16 protein-coding genes are annotated in these 23,102 nt (G+C 73.0%); 5 read left to right on the forward strand and 11 right to left on the reverse strand.

Annotated features, from left to right (window positions below):
• Window positions 1–27 precede the first annotated feature (27 nt).
• Together HHX30_RS26015 and HHX30_RS43405 are read right to left on the reverse strand one after the other, a co-directional pair.
• Window positions 28–966, reverse strand: coding sequence for a DMT family transporter (locus tag HHX30_RS26015; RefSeq protein WP_169984621.1), 939 nt, complete (start codon window positions 964–966; stop codon window positions 28–30).
• A gap of 85 nt (window positions 967–1,051) precedes the next feature.
• Window positions 1,052–2,443: an ATP-binding protein gene (locus HHX30_RS43405; RefSeq protein WP_169984622.1), complete on the reverse strand. Its 1,392-nt coding sequence runs from the start codon at window positions 2,441–2,443 to the stop codon at window positions 1,052–1,054.
• 194 nt (window positions 2,444–2,637) lie between these two features.
• Here HHX30_RS43405 and HHX30_RS26025 point away from each other — a divergent pair, with 194 nt between their 5' ends.
• The gene (locus tag HHX30_RS26025) at window positions 2,638–3,639 is read left to right on the forward strand and encodes an isopenicillin N synthase family oxygenase (protein ID WP_169984623.1); all 1,002 of its coding nucleotides are present in this window, start codon (window positions 2,638–2,640) and stop codon (window positions 3,637–3,639) included.
• 82 nt (window positions 3,640–3,721) lie between these two features.
• Here the strand turns inward: HHX30_RS26025 and HHX30_RS26030 are convergent, their stop codons facing one another.
• The 5 genes from HHX30_RS26030 to HHX30_RS26050 form a co-directional block, all read right to left on the reverse strand.
• Window positions 3,722–5,005 (reverse strand): GH1 family beta-glucosidase, encoded by a 1,284-nt coding sequence (locus HHX30_RS26030; protein WP_169984624.1) that lies wholly within the window; start codon window positions 5,003–5,005, stop codon window positions 3,722–3,724.
• Complete coding sequence (locus HHX30_RS26035; RefSeq protein ID WP_169984825.1) at window positions 5,002–6,009, reverse strand: LacI family DNA-binding transcriptional regulator; 1,008 nt, start codon at window positions 6,007–6,009, stop codon at window positions 5,002–5,004. The genes HHX30_RS26030 and HHX30_RS26035 overlap by 4 nt, the downstream gene beginning before the upstream one ends.
• Window positions 6,000–8,804 carry a glycoside hydrolase family 3 protein gene (locus HHX30_RS26040; RefSeq protein ID WP_169984625.1) on the reverse strand — a complete coding sequence of 935 codons (2,805 nt, stop codon included), beginning with the start codon at window positions 8,802–8,804 and terminating at the stop codon, window positions 6,000–6,002. Before HHX30_RS26040 ends, HHX30_RS26035 begins: the two co-directional genes overlap by 10 nt.
• A gap of 337 nt (window positions 8,805–9,141) precedes the next feature.
• Window positions 9,142–10,053 carry a PD40 domain-containing protein gene (locus HHX30_RS26045; RefSeq protein ID WP_169984626.1) on the reverse strand — a complete coding sequence of 304 codons (912 nt, stop codon included), beginning with the start codon at window positions 10,051–10,053 and terminating at the stop codon, window positions 9,142–9,144.
• 211 nt (window positions 10,054–10,264) lie between these two features.
• Entirely contained in the window at window positions 10,265–11,476 is a 1,212-nt protein-coding gene (locus HHX30_RS26050; protein ID WP_169984627.1) for an ROK family transcriptional regulator, read from the reverse strand.
• Window positions 11,477–12,024: 548 nt separating this feature from the next.
• Here HHX30_RS26050 and HHX30_RS26055 point away from each other — a divergent pair.
• The gene (locus tag HHX30_RS26055; protein ID WP_169984628.1) at window positions 12,025–13,122 is read left to right on the forward strand and encodes a cytochrome P450; all 1,098 of its coding nucleotides are present in this window, start codon (window positions 12,025–12,027) and stop codon (window positions 13,120–13,122) included.
• 106 nt (window positions 13,123–13,228) lie between these two features.
• Window positions 13,229–13,576, forward strand: a complete 348-nt coding sequence (locus tag HHX30_RS26060) for a hypothetical protein (RefSeq protein ID WP_169984629.1) — start codon at window positions 13,229–13,231, stop codon at window positions 13,574–13,576.
• Window positions 13,577–13,591: 15 nt separating this feature from the next.
• Here HHX30_RS26060 and HHX30_RS26065 read toward each other — a convergent pair whose 3' ends face one another.
• The 4 genes from HHX30_RS26065 to HHX30_RS26080 all read right to left on the reverse strand — a co-directional run bounded on the left by HHX30_RS26065 (window position 13,592) and on the right by HHX30_RS26080 (window position 19,044).
• On the reverse strand, window positions 13,592–13,846 hold the full coding sequence (locus HHX30_RS26065) for a hypothetical protein (protein WP_169984630.1): 255 nt from the start codon (window positions 13,844–13,846) through the stop codon (window positions 13,592–13,594).
• Window positions 13,847–13,911: 65 nt separating this feature from the next.
• Window positions 13,912–15,291, reverse strand: coding sequence for a hypothetical protein (locus HHX30_RS26070; protein WP_169984631.1), 1,380 nt, complete (start codon window positions 15,289–15,291; stop codon window positions 13,912–13,914).
• 865 nt (window positions 15,292–16,156) lie between these two features.
• Window positions 16,157–17,533 carry a serine/threonine-protein kinase gene (locus HHX30_RS26075; protein WP_169984632.1) on the reverse strand — a complete coding sequence of 459 codons (1,377 nt, stop codon included), beginning with the start codon at window positions 17,531–17,533 and terminating at the stop codon, window positions 16,157–16,159.
• A 2-nt stretch (window positions 17,534–17,535) separates the two neighbouring features.
• Window positions 17,536–19,044 carry a serine/threonine-protein kinase gene (locus HHX30_RS26080; protein ID WP_169984633.1) on the reverse strand — a complete coding sequence of 503 codons (1,509 nt, stop codon included), beginning with the start codon at window positions 19,042–19,044 and terminating at the stop codon, window positions 17,536–17,538.
• A gap of 115 nt (window positions 19,045–19,159) precedes the next feature.
• Between HHX30_RS26080 and HHX30_RS26085 the strand changes: the two genes are divergently transcribed.
• Together HHX30_RS26085 and HHX30_RS26090 are read left to right on the forward strand one after the other, a co-directional pair.
• Window positions 19,160–21,178 (forward strand): protein kinase family protein, encoded by a 2,019-nt coding sequence (locus HHX30_RS26085; RefSeq protein ID WP_169984634.1) that lies wholly within the window; start codon window positions 19,160–19,162, stop codon window positions 21,176–21,178.
• 4 nt (window positions 21,179–21,182) lie between these two features.
• Window positions 21,183–23,099, forward strand: a complete 1,917-nt coding sequence (locus tag HHX30_RS26090) for a hypothetical protein (RefSeq protein WP_169984635.1) — start codon at window positions 21,183–21,185, stop codon at window positions 23,097–23,099.
• Window positions 23,100–23,102 lie beyond the last annotated feature (3 nt).

Raw genomic sequence — 23,102 nt, forward strand, 5'->3', positions numbered from 1 at the left:
GCCGGAGAGCGCGCCGCGCCGATCGGATCAGGCCGCGGCGTCGGTCTCGGCGGGGACGGCGCGTGCCGCCGCGGCGGCACGCCCGCCGCGGCGCCGGGGGACGATCCCCTGGATCACGGCGATGCCCAGCAGCACCACCAGCGCTCCGGCGGGCTGGTTCCAGGTCAGGTGCTCGCCGAGGAAGACCACGCCGGAGGCGGCGGCGAACACCGGGATCAGGTAGGTCACGGCAGAGGCGGCCGTCACTCCCACCTTCCGCTGGATCCCGTACAGCAGCAGGTAGGCGATGCCGGTGCCGAAAGCGCCGAGCGCGAAGAGGCTGCCCCAGACCGTCAGAGGGACGTCGACCTCGACCAGGCTCACCCCCGCGAGCGGCGTGATCACCGCGAGTTCGGCCGTTCCCGCGACCAGCTGCGCGGCCGCCAGCACCATCGGCTCCTCACCGCGCGGGGTGATGAACCTGCCCATGTACGCCCCGCCCACGCCGTAGCAGGCGGCCGCGCCGAAGCAGGCCAGGCTGCCGACGGCCGCGCCGCCGGAGATCGGCTGCCACACGCCCAGCACCACCATGACGCCGGCGAAGCCGAGGCCGAGCCCGGTCACCCTGGCGGCCGTCGCCTTCTCGCTGCGCAGGAGCAGCGCGAACAGCAGCGTGCACAGCGGCGTCGTGGCGTTCCAGATCGCCGCGACGACGGAGGAGACGTGCTGCTCGCCGTACCCGAAGAGAGTGAACGGCACCGTGGTCAGCACGACGGAGGCGACCGCGAAGTGCCCCCACAGGCGCGGGTCGCGGGGCAGCCGGCGGCCGGTCGCGAGCACCGCGACCAGCAGGGTCAACGCCCCGACGGCCATCCGGAGGAAGGAGATCTGGAGCGGATGGAGGCTCCCGAGCGCCACCTTGATGAAGAAGAAGCTGTTCCCCCAGACGAGCGCCAGCAGGATGAAAGACGGAAGCCACCGTCGCATATGTGCAATTCCCTCCGCTCATGTGCCGGTAAGGAGCGTAGTGGGGCATGACACATTAGCGGCAGCGGTTTTCGGACCCGGGAAATCAGGACTCCCGGGAGAGCGGCAGGCGCAGGAGGAAACACGCGCCGTGCGGGCTGTCGATGATCGTCAGAGTGCCGCCGTGGCTCTCGGCGATCTGCCGGGCGATGGGCAGGCCCAGGCCCGCGCCCCCGGCGTTCCTGCTGCGCGCCGTGTCGAGCCGGGTGAACCGCTGGAAGACGAGCTCCCGCTGGTTCCGCGCGATGCCCGCGCCGTCGTCGAGCACCTCGAGGACGGCCGCGCCGGAGCGGAAGCGGGGGTCGCCGTCGGGCGCGTCCTCCCGCCGCACCGCCAGCCGTACGGTGGTCGCGGCGTGCCGCTCGGCGTTGTCGAGCAGGCTGGTGACCAGGCGGCCGAGCCGGATGCGGTCCCCCCGGACGATCACGCCGGGGGCAAGATTCGGGACGACCCTCCTGAGCGGGCGGCGGGTGTCCAGCTTGGCGGCCACGAGCCGGCCGAGGTCCAGCGGCTCGCGCTCACAGGGCGCGCCCGTGTCCAGCCGGGCCAGCGTCAGCAGGTCGGCGGCGATCGCCTGAAGCCGGTCGAGGCTCTTCAGCACGGCCTGCCCGATCTCGCTCACGTCGGACTCCTGTGGCGCGAGGAGCGCACCCTCCACCTGCGCGCGGATCGCGGTGATCGGGCTGCGCAGTTCGTGGGACGCGTCGGAGGTGAAGCGCCGTTGCTGTTCGAGCGTCTCCTCCAGCCGGTCCAGCGTGTAGTTGACGCTCTGCGCGAGCTCGCGGATCTCCCCTTTGGCCTCCGGGACCGGCACCCGCCGCCCGAGGTCCGAGGCGTTGATCTCGTCGAGCTCGCCCCGGATCGCCCGCACCGGCATGAGCGCGCGCTTGACGCTTCGCCGGGTGCCGTACGCGACGGCGGCGGTGACGAGCACCGATCCCACGGCCAAGCCGGCCACCAGGCCCGGCGGGACGTCGAAGGCGTTGGCCGGCGCGGCGCTGTAGACGATCCAGTCTCCGCCGTCGCGATAGACCTGCTGCGCGACCACGATGTGACATCCGTCCCGGCCGAAGACACCGTCGCAGACCTCCCGCGTGGCCTTACGGAGCGGCGGCCGGGGACGGAAGGTCGCCATGGCCGGTTTTCCGGCCATGTCCGGCGTCGCCGCACGCACCCTGCCCTGCGGGCCCACCACCTGGACGGGCCGGTCGCGCGCGGAGGGGGGATCGTATGGCAGGACGCTTCCGGCCTCCCCGCGGTCCACGAGGTAGGCGACCCGCGCACCGGCCGTCGTCACCTCCTTCAAGAGGTTCTCGCCGGCCGTCATGTACAGCGCCCACACCAGGACGACCGAAAACCCGGCGCACAGCAGGGCGACCACCGTGCCGGTGAACAGCGCGATGCGGCTCCTGACCGACCATCGATCCCCGAAACCCACGTGATCGCCCACTTACGATGCGGCCCGATTGACCGTGCGTAAGAAATCTACTCTTCAGGGCGTTATACGTCGGTAACGAGACAAACCGGACGAGCTGGTCCTGTGCGCGCGAAATCCCCGCACGCGCAACACGTCCGGCAAGCAGGTAAAGGAGCCTTCCGGGACGATGCCCCCGGATGGTGGGATATGGAGATATGAACACAGCCGGGCCACTGCCGGTGATCGACGTGTCCGCTCTCACCGGCTCCGGAGCGGGCCACGCGCGCGCCGAGGTCGCGCGCCGGATCGAGGCGGCCTGCCTGGACAGCGGCTTCTTCTACATCAGCGGCCACGGGGTGCCCGACGACCTGATCGCACGGCTCAAGGAGGCCGCGGCGCGGTTCTTCCGGCTGCCGCCGGAGCACAAGTCGCGCATCTCCATGGACCGGGGCGGGCGGGCCTGGCGCGGGTACTTCCCCGTGGGCGGCGAGCTCACCTCCGGCCGGCCCGACCTGAAGGAGGGCGTCTACTTCGGCGCCGAGCACGACCACGACGATCCCCGGCCGCTGCACGGGCGCAACCTCTTCCCCGACGACGTGCCCGAGATGCGCCCGGCGGTGCTGGCGTACATGGACGCCCTCACCCACGTCGGGCAGGCGGTCATGCGGGGCGTGGCGCTGAGCCTGGGACTCGACGAGGACTACTTCGCCGCCGGGTACACGGCCACGCCCACGATCCTCTTCCGGATCTTTCACTATCCGCCCCCGCCGTACGCCGATCCGGACGAGTGGGGGGTCGGCGAGCACACCGACTACGGCCTGCTGACATTGCTACTCCAGGACGACAATCCCGGCCTCCAGGTGCACACCGCCCGCGGCTGGATCGAGGCTCCGCCCATCCCCGGCACACTGGTCTGCAACATCGGCGACATGCTCGACAAGCTGACCGGCGGCCTGTATCGGTCGACCCCGCACCGCGTGCGCAACGCCACGGGCCGCGACAGGCTGTCCTTCCCCTTCTTCTTCGACCCGGGCTGGGACTGCGAGGTGCCGCCGCTGCCCGCCCTGCCCGGCCGCGAGGGGGGCCGGGCCCGCTGGGACGGCCTGGACCTGCGGGCCTTCACCGGCACGTACGGCGACTACCTGACGGCGAAGGTCGCCAAGGTCTTCCCGCACCTCGGCGACCGCGTGCTTCCGCCCGTACCGGGCGAGAGTTGAGGTGTGCCTTCGGAAGGTCCCGATCGGCCCGGTCGCCGGCGGGGACCGGTGCGGTCCCCGCCGGGACGCGGGTTGAGCGGCCTCAGCCGGCGAGGCCGTTCCCGGCGATCACCTCGCGGTACCACCTGGCGCTGTCGCGGGGCGTGCGCTCCAGCGTCTCGTAGTCGACGCGGACGAGCCCGAACCGCTTGTCGTAGCCCCGGGCCCACTCGAAGTTGTCCAGCAGCGACCACACGAAGTAGCCGCGCAGGTCGGCGCCGCGGTCCATGGCGGACCGGGCGGCGCGGAAGTGGGCGTCGAGGTAGGAGATCCGGCCGGGGTCGGCGACCCCGTCGGGCAGGGCGGCCCCGTTCTCCGTGATCATCAAAGGCGTGCCGGGGTAGTCCCGCGACAGCCGTACGAGCAGGTCCTCCAGCCCTGCCGGGTTGATCTCCCAGTCCATCTCGGTGACCGGGCCGTGCGGGTCCTCCCAGGCGATGCCCTCGCTGCCGGGATACTCCGGATGCCCCTCGGACGAGGGGTCGGCGACGACCCGGTTGACCGTGTAGTAGTTGACGCCGAGCACGTCGATCGGCTGCGCGATGGTCGGCAGGTCGTCCAGGTCGACCTCGGTGAAACGTTCCAGGTGGGCGAGGACGTCGGCGGGGTACTCGCCGCGCAGCACGGGATCGAGGAAGAGCCGGTTCGCCAGCCCGTCGATCAGGCGGGCCGGCTCGGCGTCGCCGAGGATCGGCGTCAGGTTCAGCGTCAGCGAGACCGATTCCGCGCCTCCCGCCCGCAGCGCCTGCACACCGAGGCCGTGCGCGAGCATCAGGTGATGGGCGGCGGCGAACGCGGCGGCCGGGTCGGTCACGCCGGGCGCGTGCCGGCCCGAGGCGTACCCCACGAACGCCGACACCCAGGGCTCGTTGAGCGTCGTCCAGGTGGCGACGCGGTCGCCGAGGCGCTTGTGCACGGCGGCGGCGTAGTCGGCGAACCGGTAGGCGGTGTCGCGGTTGGCCCAGCCGCCCTCGTCCTGCAGCGTCTGCGGCAGATCCCAGTGGTAGAGCGTCGCGACGGGCGTGATCCCCCTGTCGAGCAGGGCGTCGACGAGGCGGTCGTAGAAACTCAGGTCGGCGAGGCGCGGCCAGGCCACCGAGAACCGGTACGCCTTCAGTCCCAGCCACGCCATGATCTCGACGTCCTCGAGATAGCGGTTGTAGTGGTCGCAGGCCACGTCGCCGGTGTGCCCGTCAACGACCATGCCGGGGGTGTGGGAGAAGGTGTCCCAGATCGAGGGGACGCGGCCGTCGGCGCGCACCGCGCCCTCGATCTGGTACGACGCGGTCGCGGCGCCCCAAAGGAAGCCGTCGGGGAATGAGGTCATCGTGAACTTTCGCGGATCGTCAGCCGGGGTTCGAGGAGCGTCGAGTCAGGTACGGCCTGGCCCTCCAGCTTGGCCATGAGCAGCCGGACCGCCTGCCTGCCGACGTCCTCGGCGGGAATGAGCACGGAGGTCAGCGCGGGGCTGGCCCGCTCGGCGATGTCGTCCGGACAGATCGCCACCACCGAAACGTCCTCGGGCACCCGCCTGCCGAGGATCCGCAACGCCCCCAGCACATGGCCGGCGGCCGCCTCGTTGTGCACGACGAGCCCGGACAGCCGCGGCCGCTCGTCGAGCAGCAGCTTCACGGCGGCGTGGACCTCGTCGAACGACTCCTCGCAGGGCCGCGCGTCGGCCTCCAGGCCGTGCCGCCGGGCCGCTTCGACGAAGCCCGCCATCGTCCGCTCGGCGAAGCCCGTGCCGCGCTCGTAGACCACGCGCGGCGCGCCGAGCAGCGCGATCTCGCGATGCCCGAGGTCGGCCAGGTGGTCGGCGCACAGCGCCCCGGCCCGGGCGAAGTCGAGGTCGACGCAGGTCAGCCCTTCGGGGTCGGCCGGGAAACCGATCAGCACGCTCGGCTCGGCGAGCTTGCGCAGCAGCGGCACGCGGGGGTCGTGGATCTCCACGTCCATCAGCAGCAGCCCGTCGACCAGCGCGCTGGCCGCCACCCGGTGCAGCCCGTCCGCTCCCTCGTCGGCCGTCATGAGAAGCACGTCGTGGTCGTACTGCCGGGCCGTGGTGACGACCGAGGTCGCGAACTGCATGAGGACCGGCAGGTTCATGCCGGCCCGCAGCGGCAGCACCAGCGCGATGACCTTCGCGCGCTTGCTCGCCAGGGCGCGGGCGCCGGCGTTGGGGTGGTAGCCGAGCGCACGCACGCTGTCCAGGACCCGCTGCCGCGTGGTCGCCGAGATCGCCCGCTTGCCGCTCAGCACGTACGACACCGTGGAGACGGCGACCCCCGCGTGCTTGGCGACGTCGGCGATCGTCACGGTCCTCACCGGCAGAACCCCAGCGCGTTCACCGTGACCCCCTCGCTCTCGTACACCACATAAAGATCGCGCACTCCGGCCGCTCCCGCCAGAGGGGTGCTCACCTCGACGAAATCATGCCTGGCGACCGTGGGCGGGACGCTGACCGCGCCGGCGACCTCGCCGGTCAGGGGATCGTCGAGCCGCAGCGTGACCACCCCTCCCTCGTCGCTCGACACCGCCAGCACGCAGGCCGACAGCTCCCCGTCCGCGAAATCGCAGTCGCGGAAGACGATCCACGATCCCGGTGACGTGGAGCGCACCGCGTCCCCGGCGTCGAGCGCGGCGTCGCACAGCACCACACCGTCGTACTCGTCGTGGTCGGCCGCGTCCAGTGACCCCACGGTCAGGTCCCGGGGCGGGATGCGCTCGCCCCGCACGCGGAAGGACGCGCACAGGCGGATGTCCCCCGACGAGGCGCCCACCTGCACCTTGTGCGCGGCCTCCTCGACCACGAACCTGCCCCGCGTCACGTCCCAGAAGGCCAGGTCGCCGACCGGCACGTCCACCGACACCGTGCGGCTCTCGCCCGGCGCGAGCCGCACCTTGGCGAAGCCGCGCAGCTGGCGCAGCGGCTGCTTCACCCGCGAGCGCCGCTGGTGGGTGTAGAACTGCACGACCTCCTCCCCCGCGCGCTCGCCCGCGTTCGTCACGGTCACGCTGACGGTCAGCGTCTCGTCCTCGGTGACCTCCGCCGACGACAGTTCCAGACCGGAGTACGCGAAGCGGGTGTAGCTCAGGCCGTGCCCGAACGGGTAGAGCGGCCGGCCGCGGTAGTAGAGGTAGGTGGCGTCGGAGGCGATGATGTCGTAGTCGAGCAGGTCGGGCAGCTCGGCGGCCGAGCGGTACCACGTCTGGGTGAGGCGGCCGCCCGGGTCGTCGTCGCCGAGCAGCACGCCGGCGAGCGCGTGGCCGTACTCCTGGCCGCCGTGCGACGACCAGACGATCGCGGGCAGGTGCTCCTGCGCCCAGGTGACCGCGAAGGGGTAGCCGCTGGAGATCACCAGCACGGTGGCCGGGTTGGCCGCGTGGACGGCCTTCAGCAGGGCCTCCTGCCGCTCGGGCAGCGCCAGCGTCGCGCGGTCCTCGGTCTCGCGGCCGTTCACCAGCGGGTGGTCGCCGAGCACGACGACCGCGGCGTCGGCGCGGGCCGCCGCCTCCGTCGCGCGGGCCACGCCGCTCTCCACCGGCTCCACGGCCAGCACGGCCGCGGCGTCGGGGTCGTCGGTGGTGCGGACGACGCCGTCCACCACGGTGACGTACCTGCCGGAGGAGATGTTGCGCAGCACGACGCCCCTCGGCCGCTCCTCGATCCGGAAGGTCTGGCGCACCTCCCAGCCGTTCGGGCCCGGCTGGTCGTTGACCAGCACGCCGTCCTCCCCCGCCGACACGTGCCGCCCGTTGGCGCAGGACCGGAACGCGAACGCGCCGCCGCCCCAGTCGAACACGTCGAAGCAGGACCGCTCGCTCCCCACGTGCAGCGGCCCGCCCGCGGGGTCGGCGGACGCGCCGACGTACCCGCCCTCGGTGCGCAGCGCCACCCGGTCGACGCCCTCGCAGTAGACGGTCTCGCACCGCTCGGCGAGCCCCGCCAGGGCCGTCACCTGGTACGGCAGCGTGCCGCTGTACCAGTCCTCGAACAACGCGTCGGCCAGCGGGCCGATCACCGCGACCGTACGCGGGGCGGCCAGCGGAAGCAGGCCGTCGTTCTTCAACAGGGTGATCGACTGGCGGGCCGCCTCCCGCGCGAGCCGCCGGTGCTCGGGGCTGTTGACGACGTCGTGGGTGATGTCGTCGTACGGCGTGGCGGGGTCGAACTCGCCCAGCCGCACCCGGATCGACAGCGCGTGCCGGGCGGCGGCGTCGATGTCGGCCTCGGTCAGCAGGCCGCGGTCGAGCGCCGTCCTGATGTGGCCGAGGGTGGTGGCGCTGTCGGCGTCGTCCTGGGTGAAGCTGTCCAGCCCGGCCTTGATCGCGTGCGCGTACGCCTGGGGCAGGTCCTTGTGGTAGCCCTGCATCCCGGCGAGGTTGCCCGGCGCGTACGCGTCGCTGACCACGAGGATGTCGTCGGGCGCCCAGGTCCGCAGATGGCTGTCGATCAGCGGCGACAGGTGGGCCGGCCGGCCGTTGACGAGGTTGTAGGACGGCATCACGGCCACCGCGGCTCCGGCCTGCAGCGCCGGGCGGAACGCCCTGAGTTCGTACTCGTGCAGCACCCGCGGCGGCAGGCCGCTGGAGGTCACGCACCGATCGGTCTCGTTGTTGTAGCCGAGGAAGTGCTTCAGCGTGGGCGCCGTCTTCAGCACCTCGTGGCCGCCGCGCAGGCCGCTCGCGTAGGCCGTGCCCATGACGCCGGTGAGCCAGGGGTCCTCCGAGTAGCCCTCCTCGTTGCGGCCCCAGCGCGGGTCGCGCAGCGGGTTGACCACCGGTGCCCAGACGTTGCGGCCCACGCTCTGCGGGTCCTTGAGGTGGAAGGCCATGACCTCGTCGCCGGTCGCGTCCCCCACCCGGCGGACCAGGTCGGGGTTCCAGGTGCTCGCCAGCCCGACGGCCTGGGGGAACACGGTGGCCGGGCCGTGCCAGGCCAGGCCGTGCAGGGCCTCGGTGCCGGTGCGGAAGGGCCGCAGGCCGAGCCGGTCCACGGGCGCCTGATACTGGTGCAGCAGGCCGATCTTCTCGTCGAGTGTGAGCCTGCCGAGCAGGTCGTCCACCCGGTCGGCGGGAGACAGCGCGGGGTTCCGGAATGCCGGGTCTTGAGCCGGTTCGTTCATCTGGAGAGTTACCCTTCGCGTCGAAGCGCTTCGATGACCTGCCGAAAAACGCGCCCACAGGGCGCCGCGAGGATCCGCTGTTCGGTTGGGGAAGCGCCCGCTGTCGAAGCGCTTCGAAAGGGTTACCGCGAGTTTCCGGTGTGTAAATCCGGGCTCATCCGGATGATTGCCCGCATCCTCGGCTCAGGTCAAGACCCCCGTCGCGCCGGTTTCACCCCGATGTCACCTCGGCCGTACGCGGAGGCGGACACGGCGGGACACGGGGGCGGGCACGGGGGCGGGCACGGACCCGCCGGTCCGCGCCCGCCCTCGGATGGATGCCCCGGGAGTTCCCCGGTCAGCGGACGATCTGCAGCAGCGCCTGCCGCCTGGCCGCGGCCGGCTCGCTCAGGCTCTGCAGTTGCCTGCCGTTCTTGTCGAGCACGACCAGGGTGTTGGCGGTGCGTCCGGCGACCCGGACGACCAGGCGGCCGTCCCGCAGGTAGAAGGCCCCGATGAGCGAGCCCTTCACCGGGATGGCGGTCTTCTTGCCGGTGGCGACGTCGACCACGGCGGGGCGGAAGCCGCCGGGCCAGGAGCCGTCGCCCCCGGGCGCGTTGCGCGACAGCGGCGCCACGACCACCTTCGTGCCGTCGGGCGACAGGCTCTGCACATGGTTGGCGAGGTCGACGCCCTTCACCTTGATCGCCTTGCCGGTCTTCACGTCGAGGCGGTACACGCCCTCGGTCGTCCCCGCGTACCCGGCGAGGTAGCGGCCGTCGGCCGACCACGCCAGGTGGCAGACCCCGAGGGTGGTGCCCGCCTTCCTGCGTCCCTTGCCGTCCGCGCCGACGACCGAGACCGGCCCGGCGTCGGAGTCGCCCTTGTTCACGTACGCCACCAGGCGGGAGTCAGGCGACCAGACCGGGGTGGCGCACGGGAACCCGGCCGCGGCGCCCTTGGCCACGGTCGTGGACGTGCTGCCGCTCCCGACCCGGACCTCGCCGCGGTCCGTGATCCAGGCGAGCTTCCCGCCGTCCGGGGACGCGGAGAACTGGCCCGTCATCGGCATGACCCCGAGCTTCGAGAAGCCCGTGCCGGGCTCGTACCGGCTGATCGGGAAGCCCTTGCCGTAGGAGAGGTAGACGGCGACCCCGATGAGGGGCTTGGGCGCGGCGGAGGTTCCGGCCGGGGCGGCGGCCGCGGGGGCGGCCAGCGCACCCGCGAGCGCGGTGGAGAGCGCGGCGGCGCAGAGCAGGCGAGTGTTCATCGTGTCCCAATTCGTCGACGTTGCCGATGTTCGACGCCGCGGGCCCCGGTCCGGTTCGCGGGTATCCCATATCGGCATCGGCCACCGCGCCGGACCCCGCGTCCGGCGCATGGCTCCGGCGCCGGCGCCCGCTTCCGGGACGGCGCACGAGGCCGGCGGACGCTTCCCGGACGGGGGACGTTTCCCGGACGGGGGACGAGGCCGGCGGCGGTCAGCGCTGCGCGGGCAGGCGGCCGGAGTCGACCGAGTCGAGCACCCGCGCGGCCGCCCCGAGCGCCGCGGCGCCGTACCCGAGCGTCGACACCTCCAGGCGGCAGCCTCCCCCGCCGGGGGCCAGCACCCTGCCGTACATCTCCTCCTCCGCGCACGCGACGAGCCAGGGCGCCAGCGGCACGTAGTAGCCCCCGAGGATCACGACCTCGGGGTTGAGCATGTTGGCCACGGCGGCCATTCCCCTGCCGAGGTGGCGTCCCACGTCCTCCAGCAGCGCGAGGATGTCGCGCTCGCCGTTGCGGGCGCGCCGCACGACCTCGTCGATCTCGAGTTCCAGCTCGGACGGCGAGGCGTCGGGCGCCGTGCGGGCGAGGATCGCGCCGATCCCGGCGACGGCCTCCAGGCAGCCGCGCCGGCCGCACCGGCAGGTGGGCCCCGCGGGGTCGAGCTCGATGTGGCCGATCTCGCCGCTGTAGCCCTGCCCGCCTCGCCTGAGCCTGCCGTCCATGACGATGCCCGCGCCGACGCCCACCTCGCCGGTCACGTAGACGAGGTTGGCGGCGTTGCGGTGGGGCCCGAACCGGTGCTCGGCGAGTGCGGCCAGGTTGGCGTCGTTGTCGACCAGCACGGGGAAGCCCGGGTCGCGCAGTGCCTTGGTGAGGTCGCCGGCCAGGTCCGCGTCGTGCCAGCCCAGGTTGGGCGCGACCCGTACGGTGCCGTTGACGTCCACCAGCCCGGGGACGGCCACGGTCAGGCCGAGCACCTGACGGGCCTCCTTGGTCATCCTGCTGACGACCCGCCGGGCGAGCGCGGCCATCGCGACGACCGCCTGGCCCGCGCTCGAGGTCCCGCCGGGGAAGGAGCGCCGCCAGTTCAGCAGTTCCTCGCCCTTGAGGTCCACCGCGACCGCCGTGATGTAGTCGACGTTGACCTCGATGCCGATCGCGGCGTACGGCGAGCCGTCCAGGACGAGCATGGTGGCGGGCCGGCCGACGCGGTGCTCGGTCAGGCCGGTCTCGCGCAGCAGGCGCCGGTCGATGAGGTCGGCGACCAGGCTGGACACGGTGGCCTTGTTGAGGCCCGTCGAGGCGGCGATGTCGGCACGCGAGCAGGGCGCGTTCTCCCGCACGAACCGCAGCACGACGGCGAGGTTGGTCGCGCGTACGTCGGTGAAGTCGGCCGGCTGTGGCCCGTTGTGCGATGTGATCAATGTCCGCCCCGTTCCCGCTCGGGCTCATCATGCCGCAATTGCGAGCAATTTGACACGACATCGGCGGCCAGGATCGCGGCACGGACGGACGCACGGGCCGCGCCGCGTCCGGCTCGGCACCGGCCACCGGCCCCAGCGCCTCCCGGGTAACCTGGTGGCACTCGCCCCTCCGTCATTTGTTTGGCCATAAGACTAACTAAAGCCTACCGTGGAGAGCCAAGCGAATCCAGGGCACGTCACGGGCCGGACTCGGCCCCTTCCGTCTCATCGGGCCGGCGCGGTGATCGGGGCACCCTTCGAGTCGGCGGTTCGCCGGGGGGGGGGGCAGCCGACGTTGTTCGCATGTTGACGGGCGGTGCACCATTTCGTACGTTCCGCCTAGGCCGTCCTCCGGGCGCCCCGAACCGGAAGGGGTTGCATTGACCACCGAGCCGGATTCGAACGGGATTGAGCCTGGTTTCGGGCCGGATATCGTGCCGGGACCGCTCGCCACTCCACCACCGGAGTTCGCCCGCAGACGGGAGTCGGGGCCGTTGGAGCCGGCGACCATGCCCAGTGGCGACCGCGTGCCGATGGCCGTCCGCTACGAGGACGTCCGAGCCCTGCTGGCCTCGCCCACATCCAGCCGCAATCTGCGCCTTCCCGGGCTGCCGCGGTTCGTGAGCGGCGTCGGCATCGACGACGACCCGGACGCGCTCATCAACCAGGATCCGCCGGAGCACACGCGCTACCGCCGGATCATGCAGGGCACCTTCACCCCGCGCCAGATCGAACCGTGGCGCCCCCGCATCGCGCGGATCGCCCAGGATCTCCTCGACGGCCTGGGCGACCACTTCGACGTGGTCCAGGGATACGCGCTGCGGCTGCCGGCCCACGTCATCTGCGCGATGCTCGGCGTGCCGATGGACCACTACGAGCAGTTCGTCCGGTGGACGGACATGTTCCTGACCACCTCCACGGCCACCGAGCAGGCGCGTTACGAGGGCTACACCGACTTCATGGCCTACGCCGCCGAACTGGTCGCCCAGCATCGCCTCTCACCGGGCGAGGACCTCATCGACCTGCTCATCCAGGCCAGGGACGCCGGCGACCGGCTGTCGGAAGGCGAGCTCGTCAACACCGTCTTCTCCCTGATCACGGCCGGTTACGAGACGACCGCCTCGATGATCGCCCGTGGTGTGTTCCGGCTGCTCCTCCACCGCGGCCAGTGGGACGAGCTGGTCGCGGACCCGGCCCTGACGGCCACCGCCGTCGAGGAGATCCTGCGCTTCGACGGGCCGCCCGCCAGCGCCTTCATGCGTCGCATCACGGAGGACACCGAGCTGTCCGGCGGCACGCTGAGCGCGGGGACGGTCGTCATGCCGAACCTGAACGCGGCCAACCACGACCCGCAGGCGTTTCCCGAGCCCGGCCGGTTCGACATCCACCGCTTCACCGCCCATCCCCCCAACCCGCATGTGGCGTTCGGTTACGGCCCGCACCGCTGCCTGGCCGCCAGTCTCGCCAGGGTCGAGCTCACCGAGGCGATCAGAGCCCTGGTCATCCGGCGGCCCGCCCTCCGCCTGACCACCTCGCCCGAGTCGGTGGCATGGACCGACGGCCTGGTCCTGCGGCCGGTCGCCCTGCACGTCACCTCTGCTGGATGACGCCGACGGGTGATCACGCGGCCGACGGGCGGCGGAGGAAGCGCCGGTCATCGGAAACAAACGGAGTGCAAGTCGGCATCAAACGGGACGCGCCAGTATGGACGCCATGGAGAAGGACGTCTCGCATTATCTCGGCGAGCTGCTCATCTGGGAGATCGAGGATTACCTGCGCGCCCGTACGGCACGCCCGCAGCGGGCGCGGGTGGCCCGCATCAAGGTGCCCAGCCGGTCGGCGGCGGAGGCGGTCGCCGCAGACCTGGAGGCGGGCGGCAGCTTCTACGCCGCGGCGAGGCGTGCGCTCGCGCGGGGCGTGGCCATACCGGACGACCTGTTCGGCGTGGTGACCCGGGACGAGCACCCGGAGGTGTTCGAAGCCGTGCCGGGCACCACGCTGCCGCCCAAACCCGAAGGCGAGCACTTCCTCATCATCCGCCTCGTCGCCTTCGAGTCCTGACCGCCGCCGGTACGGCTACCGCATGCCGGCGGTCGTGACCTCCTTGTCGGTGATCCTGGTCGCGCCCTCCTCGCGCGCGCAGTGCGCGCAGCAGAACCAGCGGCCGTCGTACTCGGCGCCGTGGCCCACGATCCGGCACCCGCAGTGCTCGCACACGGGTGCCATCCGGGTGATGGCGCACTCGAAGCTGTCGAAGACGTGCACCGCGCCCTGGCTGTGCACCTCGAAGGCCATGTCGTAGTCGTTGCCGCAGACTTCACAGGTAGCCATGGTTTCCCCCCGTCGACTCGCGGTCGAGTGGGGAAGTACCCGCCCACACCTGGGCGAACACCGTCTCACAGGGCACCGAGCAGGGCTTTGGCCACGGACTTGGCCCCGTCCGCGGCCTCCTTCGGGTCCATGAGCACGGAATCGGGCGCGTTGATCGGCGTGTTCTCCGGCCGGTCGCTGCCGGACAGCAGCACCCATATGACGTTCTTGCCGTCCAGCGCGTAGATCTCGTACCGGTTGCCCTGGGCCGTGTCGGTGCGCTGCCGGATCGCCTGGCCGAACGCCTCCTGCCCGAAGCCGGTCAGCTTCTCGACCTTGCCCCATCGGATGCCGCCGATCTCGCTGCTCGCCGTGAACTTGGTCTTCGAGCGCTGGTCGATGAGGTAGTAACGAGCGGATTCGGCGTCCCAGAAGCTGTGGACGGCGACACGGAGATTCCGCCAGCGGACCTTGCCGCCGCCGAGCGGGAGCTTGTCGTTCCACCACTGGCACTGGGTGACGGTCGAGTTGCCCTCCTTGCCCCGCACCGCCGCGCCCTCGGTCCCCGGGACCAGGGTGGCGGCCAGCGACTCGAGGCTCACGCAGGCCTTCGGCATCGGGATCCGGGTGGGCGAGGGCGACGACGACGGGCTCGGCTTCGGGCGCGCGTGGTACGGCAGCGGCTTGCCGTCCTGCCAGGCGGCCACCGATTTCGCGACCTGCGTGAGAAGGCCCTTCACCTCACGCAGGGCGTTCTCCTCGGTGATCGACTGGGTGGTCTCGTTGGAGAAGAGCTCCGCCTCCTTCTTCTTCTGGCTCGCCTCGTACTTCACCTGGAAGACCACGTCGCCGACCCGGCCGACGCCCTGGCCGAAGGAGTACCAGTACTTGTCGCGCTCCCGCGTCCAGTGGTACTGCGCGGCCGCCTGGTCCCCGACGCCCTGGTATTCCTGGACCGCCGAGTAATAGCGCTCCTCGTCCGAGTGGGTCGCGCCGTACTTGTATTGACTGAGCTCGCCCTTGTACTGGATCTTCGCCGCATCCACGGCCGTGGTCGTCCCGAGCGCCTCGTACTTGGACACGTTGACCGTGATCTCGCGGCTGCGGGTGACGTCCTTGTACGAGATGTTCCGGTTGGCCCAGCGGCACTGCCACCGGACGTAGCTCACGAGGGTGCTGTCGCGGTTGTCGCTGGTGGACGAGTCGATCTCGGCCCGGGGCACGAGACGCTCGGCCTCGTCCGGGTCGAGCATCGCGCACACGTCGGCGGTCGCCGCCACCGGCGCGGCCGACGCCGACTTCGCGGCCTGCGACGGCGCCGGCGAACCCGCCGCGCTGGGCGTCGTCCCCGTCTGGCGTACCGACATGAACGCGAACGTGCCCCCGGCCACCGCCAGTACGGCGACGACCGCCACCACCGGCACCACCCATCCCCGTCGCGCCGGGGCGGACGGCTGGGTCGGCATCTGCCACAGCTCCGGCGGGGGCGGCGTCGCCGGCTGCCAGCCCTGCCCCTGCTGCGCGTCCTGGCCACCCTGCCCGGGGTACGGGCTCGAGTAGGGGCCGGAGTACTGACCGGGCTGCGCCTGCGGTCCGGGCGGCGGAACAGATGGCGGAGTGGACTGCGGAGTGGACGGCGGAGCGGCCTGCCCGCCGGGATAGGGATAGGGGTTCGACTGGGGCTGCGGCCCGCCCGGAGGCCCCGCCTGCGGCCAGACCTGCCCGCCCGGCGTACCCGGGTACCCCCCAGGCTGCTGTCCGGGGTACGGACCGGGCTGCGACCCGGGGTACGGTCCGGGCTGAGAACCGGGCTGAGGACCCGGGTACGGTCCGGGCGGCGGCTGCGGACCGGCCTGGGCGCCGGGATACCCGCCGAAGTTGGGCTGCGGGGCGGGCTGACCACCGGGCACGGCACCCGGATACGCGCCGGGCTGAGGTTGCGGATCATACGCGGCACCGGACTGGACACCCGGCGGCGGACCGTAGGGCGCACCGGGCGGGGCACCCGGCGGTGGACCATAGGGCGGCGCACCGGACTGGGCACCCGGCGGCGGACCATACGCGGCACCCGGCTGAGCATCCGGCGGTGGACCATACGGGACGCCGGGCTGTGCGTCTTGCTGTTGCCAGCCGTACGGAGCACCCGGATGAGCACCCTGCGGCGGGCCGTACTGAGCGCCCGGCTGGGCACCGGGTTGAGCACCGGGTGGCGGGCCGTACGGGGGCGGGTACGGCGGCACACCCTGCCGGGGGCGGTCCTGGGGAGGGGGCCCGCCGGGCTCGACGGGTGCGTCGTCACCGCTGGTCATATCGTCTCCTACGGTCGGGAGGTCACCCGAGCCCGATGCCGACGAGTTCGGCGGCGCGCTCGGCGGTGTGCCGGTCGGCCGGGGTGACCGAGGGGTCACCGGCACGCCGATAGGCGACCTCGACGATGAGATTGCTGAGGCGGAACCAGACCGTGGCCCCGGTGGCACCGGCGGCGGGGTCGGAGGAGTCACAGGTGAAGGCCTCGTCGGCGATGCCGGGCCGGTCGCGCGCCGCGGCGCCCCGAGTGGCCCGCTGCGCCGCGAGGTCACGGGAGGCCGCCGCCTCGTCCTCCCCGGCGGCGGGCAGCCGGTAGGTCACCGTGATCGCCCCTTCGCGGCCGGTGGTGCGCTCCTTCCACTGGCACCGCCCCTCGGCGGCGGGTTCCGCGCGCGGCGCGGCGCCGATGAGGTCGCGGACCTGGGCCGCGGTCAGGCTGCGGCAGGCGTCCGGGACCGCGGTGAACCGCGCGGAGCCGTCCCGTCCCCCGGACACCAGCAGCCAGGCGCCCAGGCCCGCCGCCAGGCCGGCGACGATCACCAGGGCCGCCACGGCGACGAGCCGCCATGTCCGCGCGGGCCGTGCCGCGGGCACCGGCGGCGCGGCGGCGGCCCGCAGCGCCTGCCGTACGACGTCGGGCGGCGGACGCCGCGCCGGGTCCTTGTCGAGCAGCGCGAGCACGATCCACGCGAGCACCCGCGAGGCCCGCGTCATCGGCCGGGGCTCGTGGAGCAGGACGGCGGCGACGAGCGCGGCGGCCATGTTCCGGTGGAATGGCGGCTCCCCCTCGACGGCGGTGTAGAGCGTGGCGCCCAGCGACCACAGGTCGGAGGGCGGGCCGTCGGGCTCGTCCCGGAACCGTTCCGGGGCCATGTAGTTGGGCGACCCCGCCGAGCTCTGCCAGGAGCCGCCGGCGCCGCCCACGGGCGCGGCGATCCCGAAGTCGGTGAGCAGGGCGCGGCCGTCCGGCCCGATGAGGACGTTGGCCGGCTTCACATCGCGGTGCAGGATGCCCCGGGAGTGGGCCGCCTCCAGCGCGTCGAGCACCGCCAGGCCGATCTCGGCCACCCGCTCGGCGGGAAGCGGCCCATCCTCACGAATGATCTTGTCGAGGGAGCGGCCGGGCACCAGGTCCATGACGATCCACGGCTGCCCGGCGTGCCCGACGACGTCGTGGACCGTCACGATGGCCGGGTGGGTGAGCCGCCCGGCCGCCCGGGCCTCCTCGACGGCTCTCCCGAGGAAGTCGGCGCGCGTCCGGTCGTCCAGGCCGGGCGGGACGCGCACCTGCTTGATCGCCACCTCCCGGCGCAGCAGTTCGTCGTGGGCGCGCCAGACCGTGCCGCCGCCGCCCTCACCCAGCGGTTCGGCGAGCCGGTACCGTCCGGCGAGCAGATCCACGGCTAGGCCAGCCCCCTCAGGCCCTCGGCCGCCGACGCCGCCGCCGCGACCGCCCGGTCGCGCAGGTCGGCGGGCGACTTCGCGTCGAGGTCGGCGTACTGGAGCCGGGCCACGAGATCGCCGAGTCTGAAGTACACGACCGTGGCCTGCGCCTTGCCCTCCGGCGTGGTGAGGTCCACGGCGAACGCCTCGTCGGCCGCCTCCGGCACGTCCCTGGCGGCCGACTCGATGGCCTGGCTCCTGCGGTCGAGACCGATCTCGTACCAGATCCAGTCGCGGTCGCGCGGGCCCGACGCGTACTGCCTGCGCAGTCCCTCCAGGAGTGTGTGCGCGGAGGCCGTGTCGAGCGCCCACGGCTCGGGGGTGTCGGAGTCGGTCTCCGCGCTCAGTGCGATGCCGGCGCCCGTGACGGCCCACTGGCAGCTCGCCTCCCCCGGCCGCGCCTGCGCCGGGGCGCCCAGGATGCGCCGCACCTGGTCGGCCGACAGCGACCGGCACAGGTCCACGGCACGCTCGAAAGCCGGCGAGACCCGGCGGGCGGAATCGTCCGGCGGCTCGTTCTTCAGCAGCTGCGCCGTCAGGGGAACCGCGGCGGCCACCACGACGGCGGCCGCGGCGCCGATCCACCACCACCGCCGGCGGCGCGGCGGGGGTTCGACCCGGATGCCCGGCCCGTGGTCCACGGACGGCGTGCCGCCGGCGGCGACCTGGCGCAGCAGCGTGAGCGCGGTCGCCGCGTCCGGACGGCCGGCCGGGTCGCGCGCCATCATCCACGCCAGCACCGGGCCGAGCGGCCCCGCGAGCACCGGCGGACGGGCGGCCTGGGTGAGGGTCGCCCGGATGACCTCGGCACGCGGGCCCTGGTACGGGGCGACGCCCTCGACGGCGGTGTAGAGGGTGGCGGCGAGCGACCACAGGTCGGCGGCCGGGCCGCCGGGCTCTCCCGCGAGCCGTTCCGGCGCGATGAACCCGGGCGAGCCGACCAGCAGCCCGGCCTCGGTGATCGACGCCTGGCCGGCCTGGCGGGCGATGCCGAAATCCGTAAGCAGCACCCGGCCGTCGGCGCAGAGGAAGACGTTGCCCGGCTTGACGTCGCGGTGCTGCACGCCCCCGGCGTGCGTGACCGACAGCGCGTCGAGCAGGCGGGCCCCGAGGTCGGCCACCTGCCGGTACGGCAGCGGCCCGTACGCCGCGATCTGCCGGGCGAGGTCGTGGCCGTGGAGCAGTTCCATGACGATCCACGGCCTGCCGTCCTGGAGGAGCACGTCGTGGAGGGCGACGATCCCGGGATGCCGGACGCGCGCGGTGACCTCGGCCTCGCGCATGACCCTGGCGATCAGCTCGGCCCGCTCGCGCTCGCCGAGGCCGTCCGGGAGACGAAGTTCCTTGATCGCCACCTCGCGGTCGAGCACGGAGTCCCTGGCCAGCCACACCGTGCCCATACCGCCGGAGCCCAGTGGGCGCAGGAGGTGGTATCGCGAGGCCAGCGTCCCCCTCAGCGATTCGGCCATATGGGGGAGAATAGCGAAAGCGTGATCGATCGCCCGACGAAACCCGGCACGGCCGCCCTGAGCGACGAATAATGGAGACATCCAGAGACGGATCGCCTCGAAAACGGGGGACGAGTTGCTCGCCACCAGCCCGTTACGACCGGACGATCGGGAGCGGCTCGGTGACTACCGGCTGCTCGGCCGGATCACCGAGACCGCCCACGGAGTGCTCTACGCCGCCGAGTCCGACGCGGGCGGCCGGGTGATCGTCACCCTGTACGACGTGACGCTCGAGGACCCCGGCTCCTTCCTCCTCTCGGTGGGCGCCCTGCGGCGGCTTCCGGCCTCCCATCTCGTGCCCGTCCTCGACGCGGGCACCGCCCGGGGCAGGCCCTATGTGGTCACCGAGCACGTGGACGGACCGGCCCTGACGGAGGAGGTGGCCGGACGGGGGCCGCTGCCGGGTCCCGCGCTCCAGCGCCTCGCGGTCGCGACGGTCTCCGCACTGGTGGCCGCCCATCAGGCCGGCACCGTGCACGGTGCCTTCGGGCCGGACGCCGTGCTCCTGGGACCCGACGGTCCCCTCGTAACCGGCATCGGAATCGCCCCACTCCTGAAGACCGCCGCCCATCCCGGCGATCCGGGGACCGATCCTGGCGCCACCCTGCCCGTCGACCTGGACGCGCTGACGCCGGAGGGGCTCGCGGGGCGGGAGACGGGACCGCCGGCCGACGTGTTCGCCTGGGCCCGCACCGTCGTCTTCGCCGCCACGGGACACCGGCCGTTCGAGGCGGACTCGCCTGCGGCCGTCGTCACCAGCGTGCTGCACGACGAACCGGGCCTGTCCGCGCTGGAGGAACCGCTGCGGAGCCTGGTCGCCGGTTGCCTCGCCAAGGACCCGGCCGCCCGCCCCACCGCCGCCGACGCACTGCTCGCGCTGGTCGGCCACTCCCTGCTCACCGTCCCCCTCGACCGCGCCCCGGAACCGGCGCCGCCTCGGCACCCGGCCACACCGCCGCCCCCGGCGGAACAGCCGGAACAGGCAGAACCGGCCGTGCTCCCCGGCGCCTCCCCCGGGGAACGGCTCGCGGCGGGGTCCGCGCGGGGTGCGCGGAACCGGTGGCGGCTGCCGGTCCTGGCCCTGGCCGGGCTCGCGATCGCGCTGGCCTCGGCCATCGGCGGGCACGCTCTCGCCCTGCGCCAGCGCGCCGTGTCCGGCCCGGTCACGGCGTCGCCGCCGCCGGTGGAGGTCGTCTCCGCCGCCGCCGACCCGCCGGCTCCTCCCGTCGCCACCACCCGGCTGACCGTGCCCGGCGTGCGGATGACGCTGCTCGAGAATCCCAGGGACGCCGTACGGCTGACGGCCTACCGTGTCGGCCCGGACACCTACCTGCGGACGGAAAACGCGTTCGCGAAGCTGGAGACGCCCGACGCGGAGCCCCTCGCGTCCCCCGGCGGCGCCTGGCTCGCGCTGTTCCTCATGAAGGAGAACTCCGTCGAGTTCCGCGACCCGCGCGACGGCGCGCGGTTCACGCTGACCCCGGCGGTGCCCGGCGGGAAGCTCGGCCGCCCCGTCTGGTCCCCCGACGGCACCCGGCTGTTGCTGTCCGTGGTGATCGGGAAGAGCACGCCCACGGGCTTCGTGGTGCTCGACCCCGCCAAACGGACCTCGTCGTACGTGGACACACAGGACGAGAGCCGGCAGGGGGTGGGCACGTACGCCTGGCTGCCCGACGGGTCAGGGGTCGCCGTCGGCCACGCCACGAAGACCGGATACGGCGTGCGGTTCCTCGACCTCGCCGGACGGCAGACGCGCGACCTCCCCTGGGTGGGCCTGAGCGTCGGCCGCCACCTCTTCTCCCCCTCGGGGCGGCTCCTCCTCACCTACTGCCCGAGCGGCGGCACCCTGTGCCTGTGGGACGCCGCCACCGGCGTCCGCCTGCACTCGATCGCGATCTTCTTCCCGGGCTCCGCCTTCCTGGACTGGTACGACGACGCGCACCTGCTCGTCACGGACCCGAGCCGCGAAGAGCACCAGGTGGTCGTCATGGACACGCGCGGGCGGGAGCAGCGGGCGCTCGCCGACATCGCCGCGGCCGACGACACCGACGACCTTCTCTTCTACTACACCCCCCTCTCCGGCACAGGGAGCTGACGCGATGCCCACCGTCGCCCCGCTGGGTCCCGGCGACCCGGCCGCGCTCGGTCCCCACCGCCTCGCCGGACGGCTCGGCGACGCCACGTACACGGCCCTGTCCCCCTCCGGGGAGCGGGTCGTGGTGAAGCGGTTTCCCGCCGCGTCCCGCCCCGATCCGGTCCGGCTGGAGGCACTGCGGCGGGCCGTCGTCATCGGGACCGCGACCATCGTCGGTTCGGGCCCGGACTACGTGGTGACCGAGCACGTGGACGGGCCGTCGCTGGAGGAGGACGTCGCCGCGGCCGGTCCCCGGTCGGGCCCCGCGCTCCACCGGCTGGCGATCGCCACGATGACCACGGTCGCGGCCCTGCACCGCGCCGGTTCGCAATGGGCCGGTCTGCATTCGGGGCACGTGCGGCCCGACCGGATCGTGCTCGGCCCGGACGGCCCCCGCCTGCTCTGCGACGGCTCCGCCACGCCGAACCCCGTCCTGTGGCGTTCTCCCGAAGAGGTGGCCGGCGACCCCGTGGGCCCGCCCGCCGACGTGTTCGGCTGGGCCGCGACCATCGTGTACGCGGCGAGCGGGCGGGCCCCGTTCGCCGAGGAGGAACGCCTGGCGCACGGCGCGGCGAACCTCGACCCGCTCGACGGCGACCTGCGGCAGCTCGTCGCCGACTGCCTGGCCGCCGAGCCCGGCGCGCGCCCGTCGGCGGAGGAGGCCCTGCTGCGCCTGATCGGCCACTCCGGCGCCCTGGACACCGTGATCCCCGCCACGCGGGAGGCGACCGTGCCGGCGGCCGGAGAAGGGGCGTGGGAAGAGCCCGCGCGGCCCTCCGCGCCGCCGCCCACGTCCCGTGCCGGCCGGTCGTGGTTCGTGCTCGCCGTCGCGGGCACGTCCCTCGCGCTCATGTGCGGCGGCGCGGCGTACGCGCTGACTCCACGCCAGGCCGCTCCGCGGACCGCCGTGGCCACTCCGGCGGAAACAGGCCCGGCGCCCGTGACGGCGGCGTCCTCCGGCACGACCCCCGGGCTCACCCTGCACGAGAACCCGTCCGATCCAGTGATCCTCACCTCCTACCACGCCACCGTCGACGGGCAGGTCGAGCTCGCCTACGCCCGGCTCCCCCAAGGCGGCTTCGAGGCCGTCGGCGGCGACACCCTCGAGGCGGCGGTGTCCGCGGGGGGCAGATGGCTGGCAGTGCTGAACTCGATCCACAACGCCGATTCGGAACGCCAGTCCATCGCCTTCACCGACCGGCGGACCGGCGAGCGGTTCTCCGTCACCGGCCTGAGCTCGCCCTACTTCAGCCAGGGCCCTCAGTGGTCACGGGACGGCACCAGACTGCTGCTCACCGTCCTCGACTTCGGCAAAGGACCGGAGGCGATGTATCCGGCCGGGTTCCTCGTGGCCGATCCGGCCACCCGCCGGGCGCGGTATGTCCAGACGGCCAACCCCGAGGACGCCCGGGCATACCTGGCGCTGCCGAAGTCGGCGCGCGCCACGGGCTACTTCCGGTGGACGCCGGACGGGACCGGGGTCGTCGGCCCCTACACCACCCCCGAGCAGGCGCTCGGCACACGGGTGTGGGATCTGTCCGGGCGACTGCTGCGCAGCATGCACTGGACGGGCCCGTCGATCGGCGGAGGCGACCTGTTCTCGCCGTCCGGCCGCCTGTTCGTCACCACCAGGTGCGAGAGACGTCGCGCCGTCTGCCTGTGGAACGCCGTCACGGGCGCACGCGCGGCGACGGTTCCCCGCCATGAGGGCGGCGCCGTCCTCGGGTGGTACGACGAGGAGCACCTGATCGTGAGCGAGGCCGCCGGCAAGGACCGCGTACGGGCGGTCGTGACGGATCTCAAGGGCCGGAAGGTCAGAACGCTCGCCGAGGCCCGGAAGCTCCCGGACACCCCGGTCCGGTTCTCCTACACCTCGCGCTGATCG

Origin of the sequence: Microbispora sp. H10836 (assembly GCF_012999525.1) — a bacterium.
Classification (GTDB): Bacteria; Actinomycetota; Actinomycetes; order Streptosporangiales; family Streptosporangiaceae; genus Microbispora.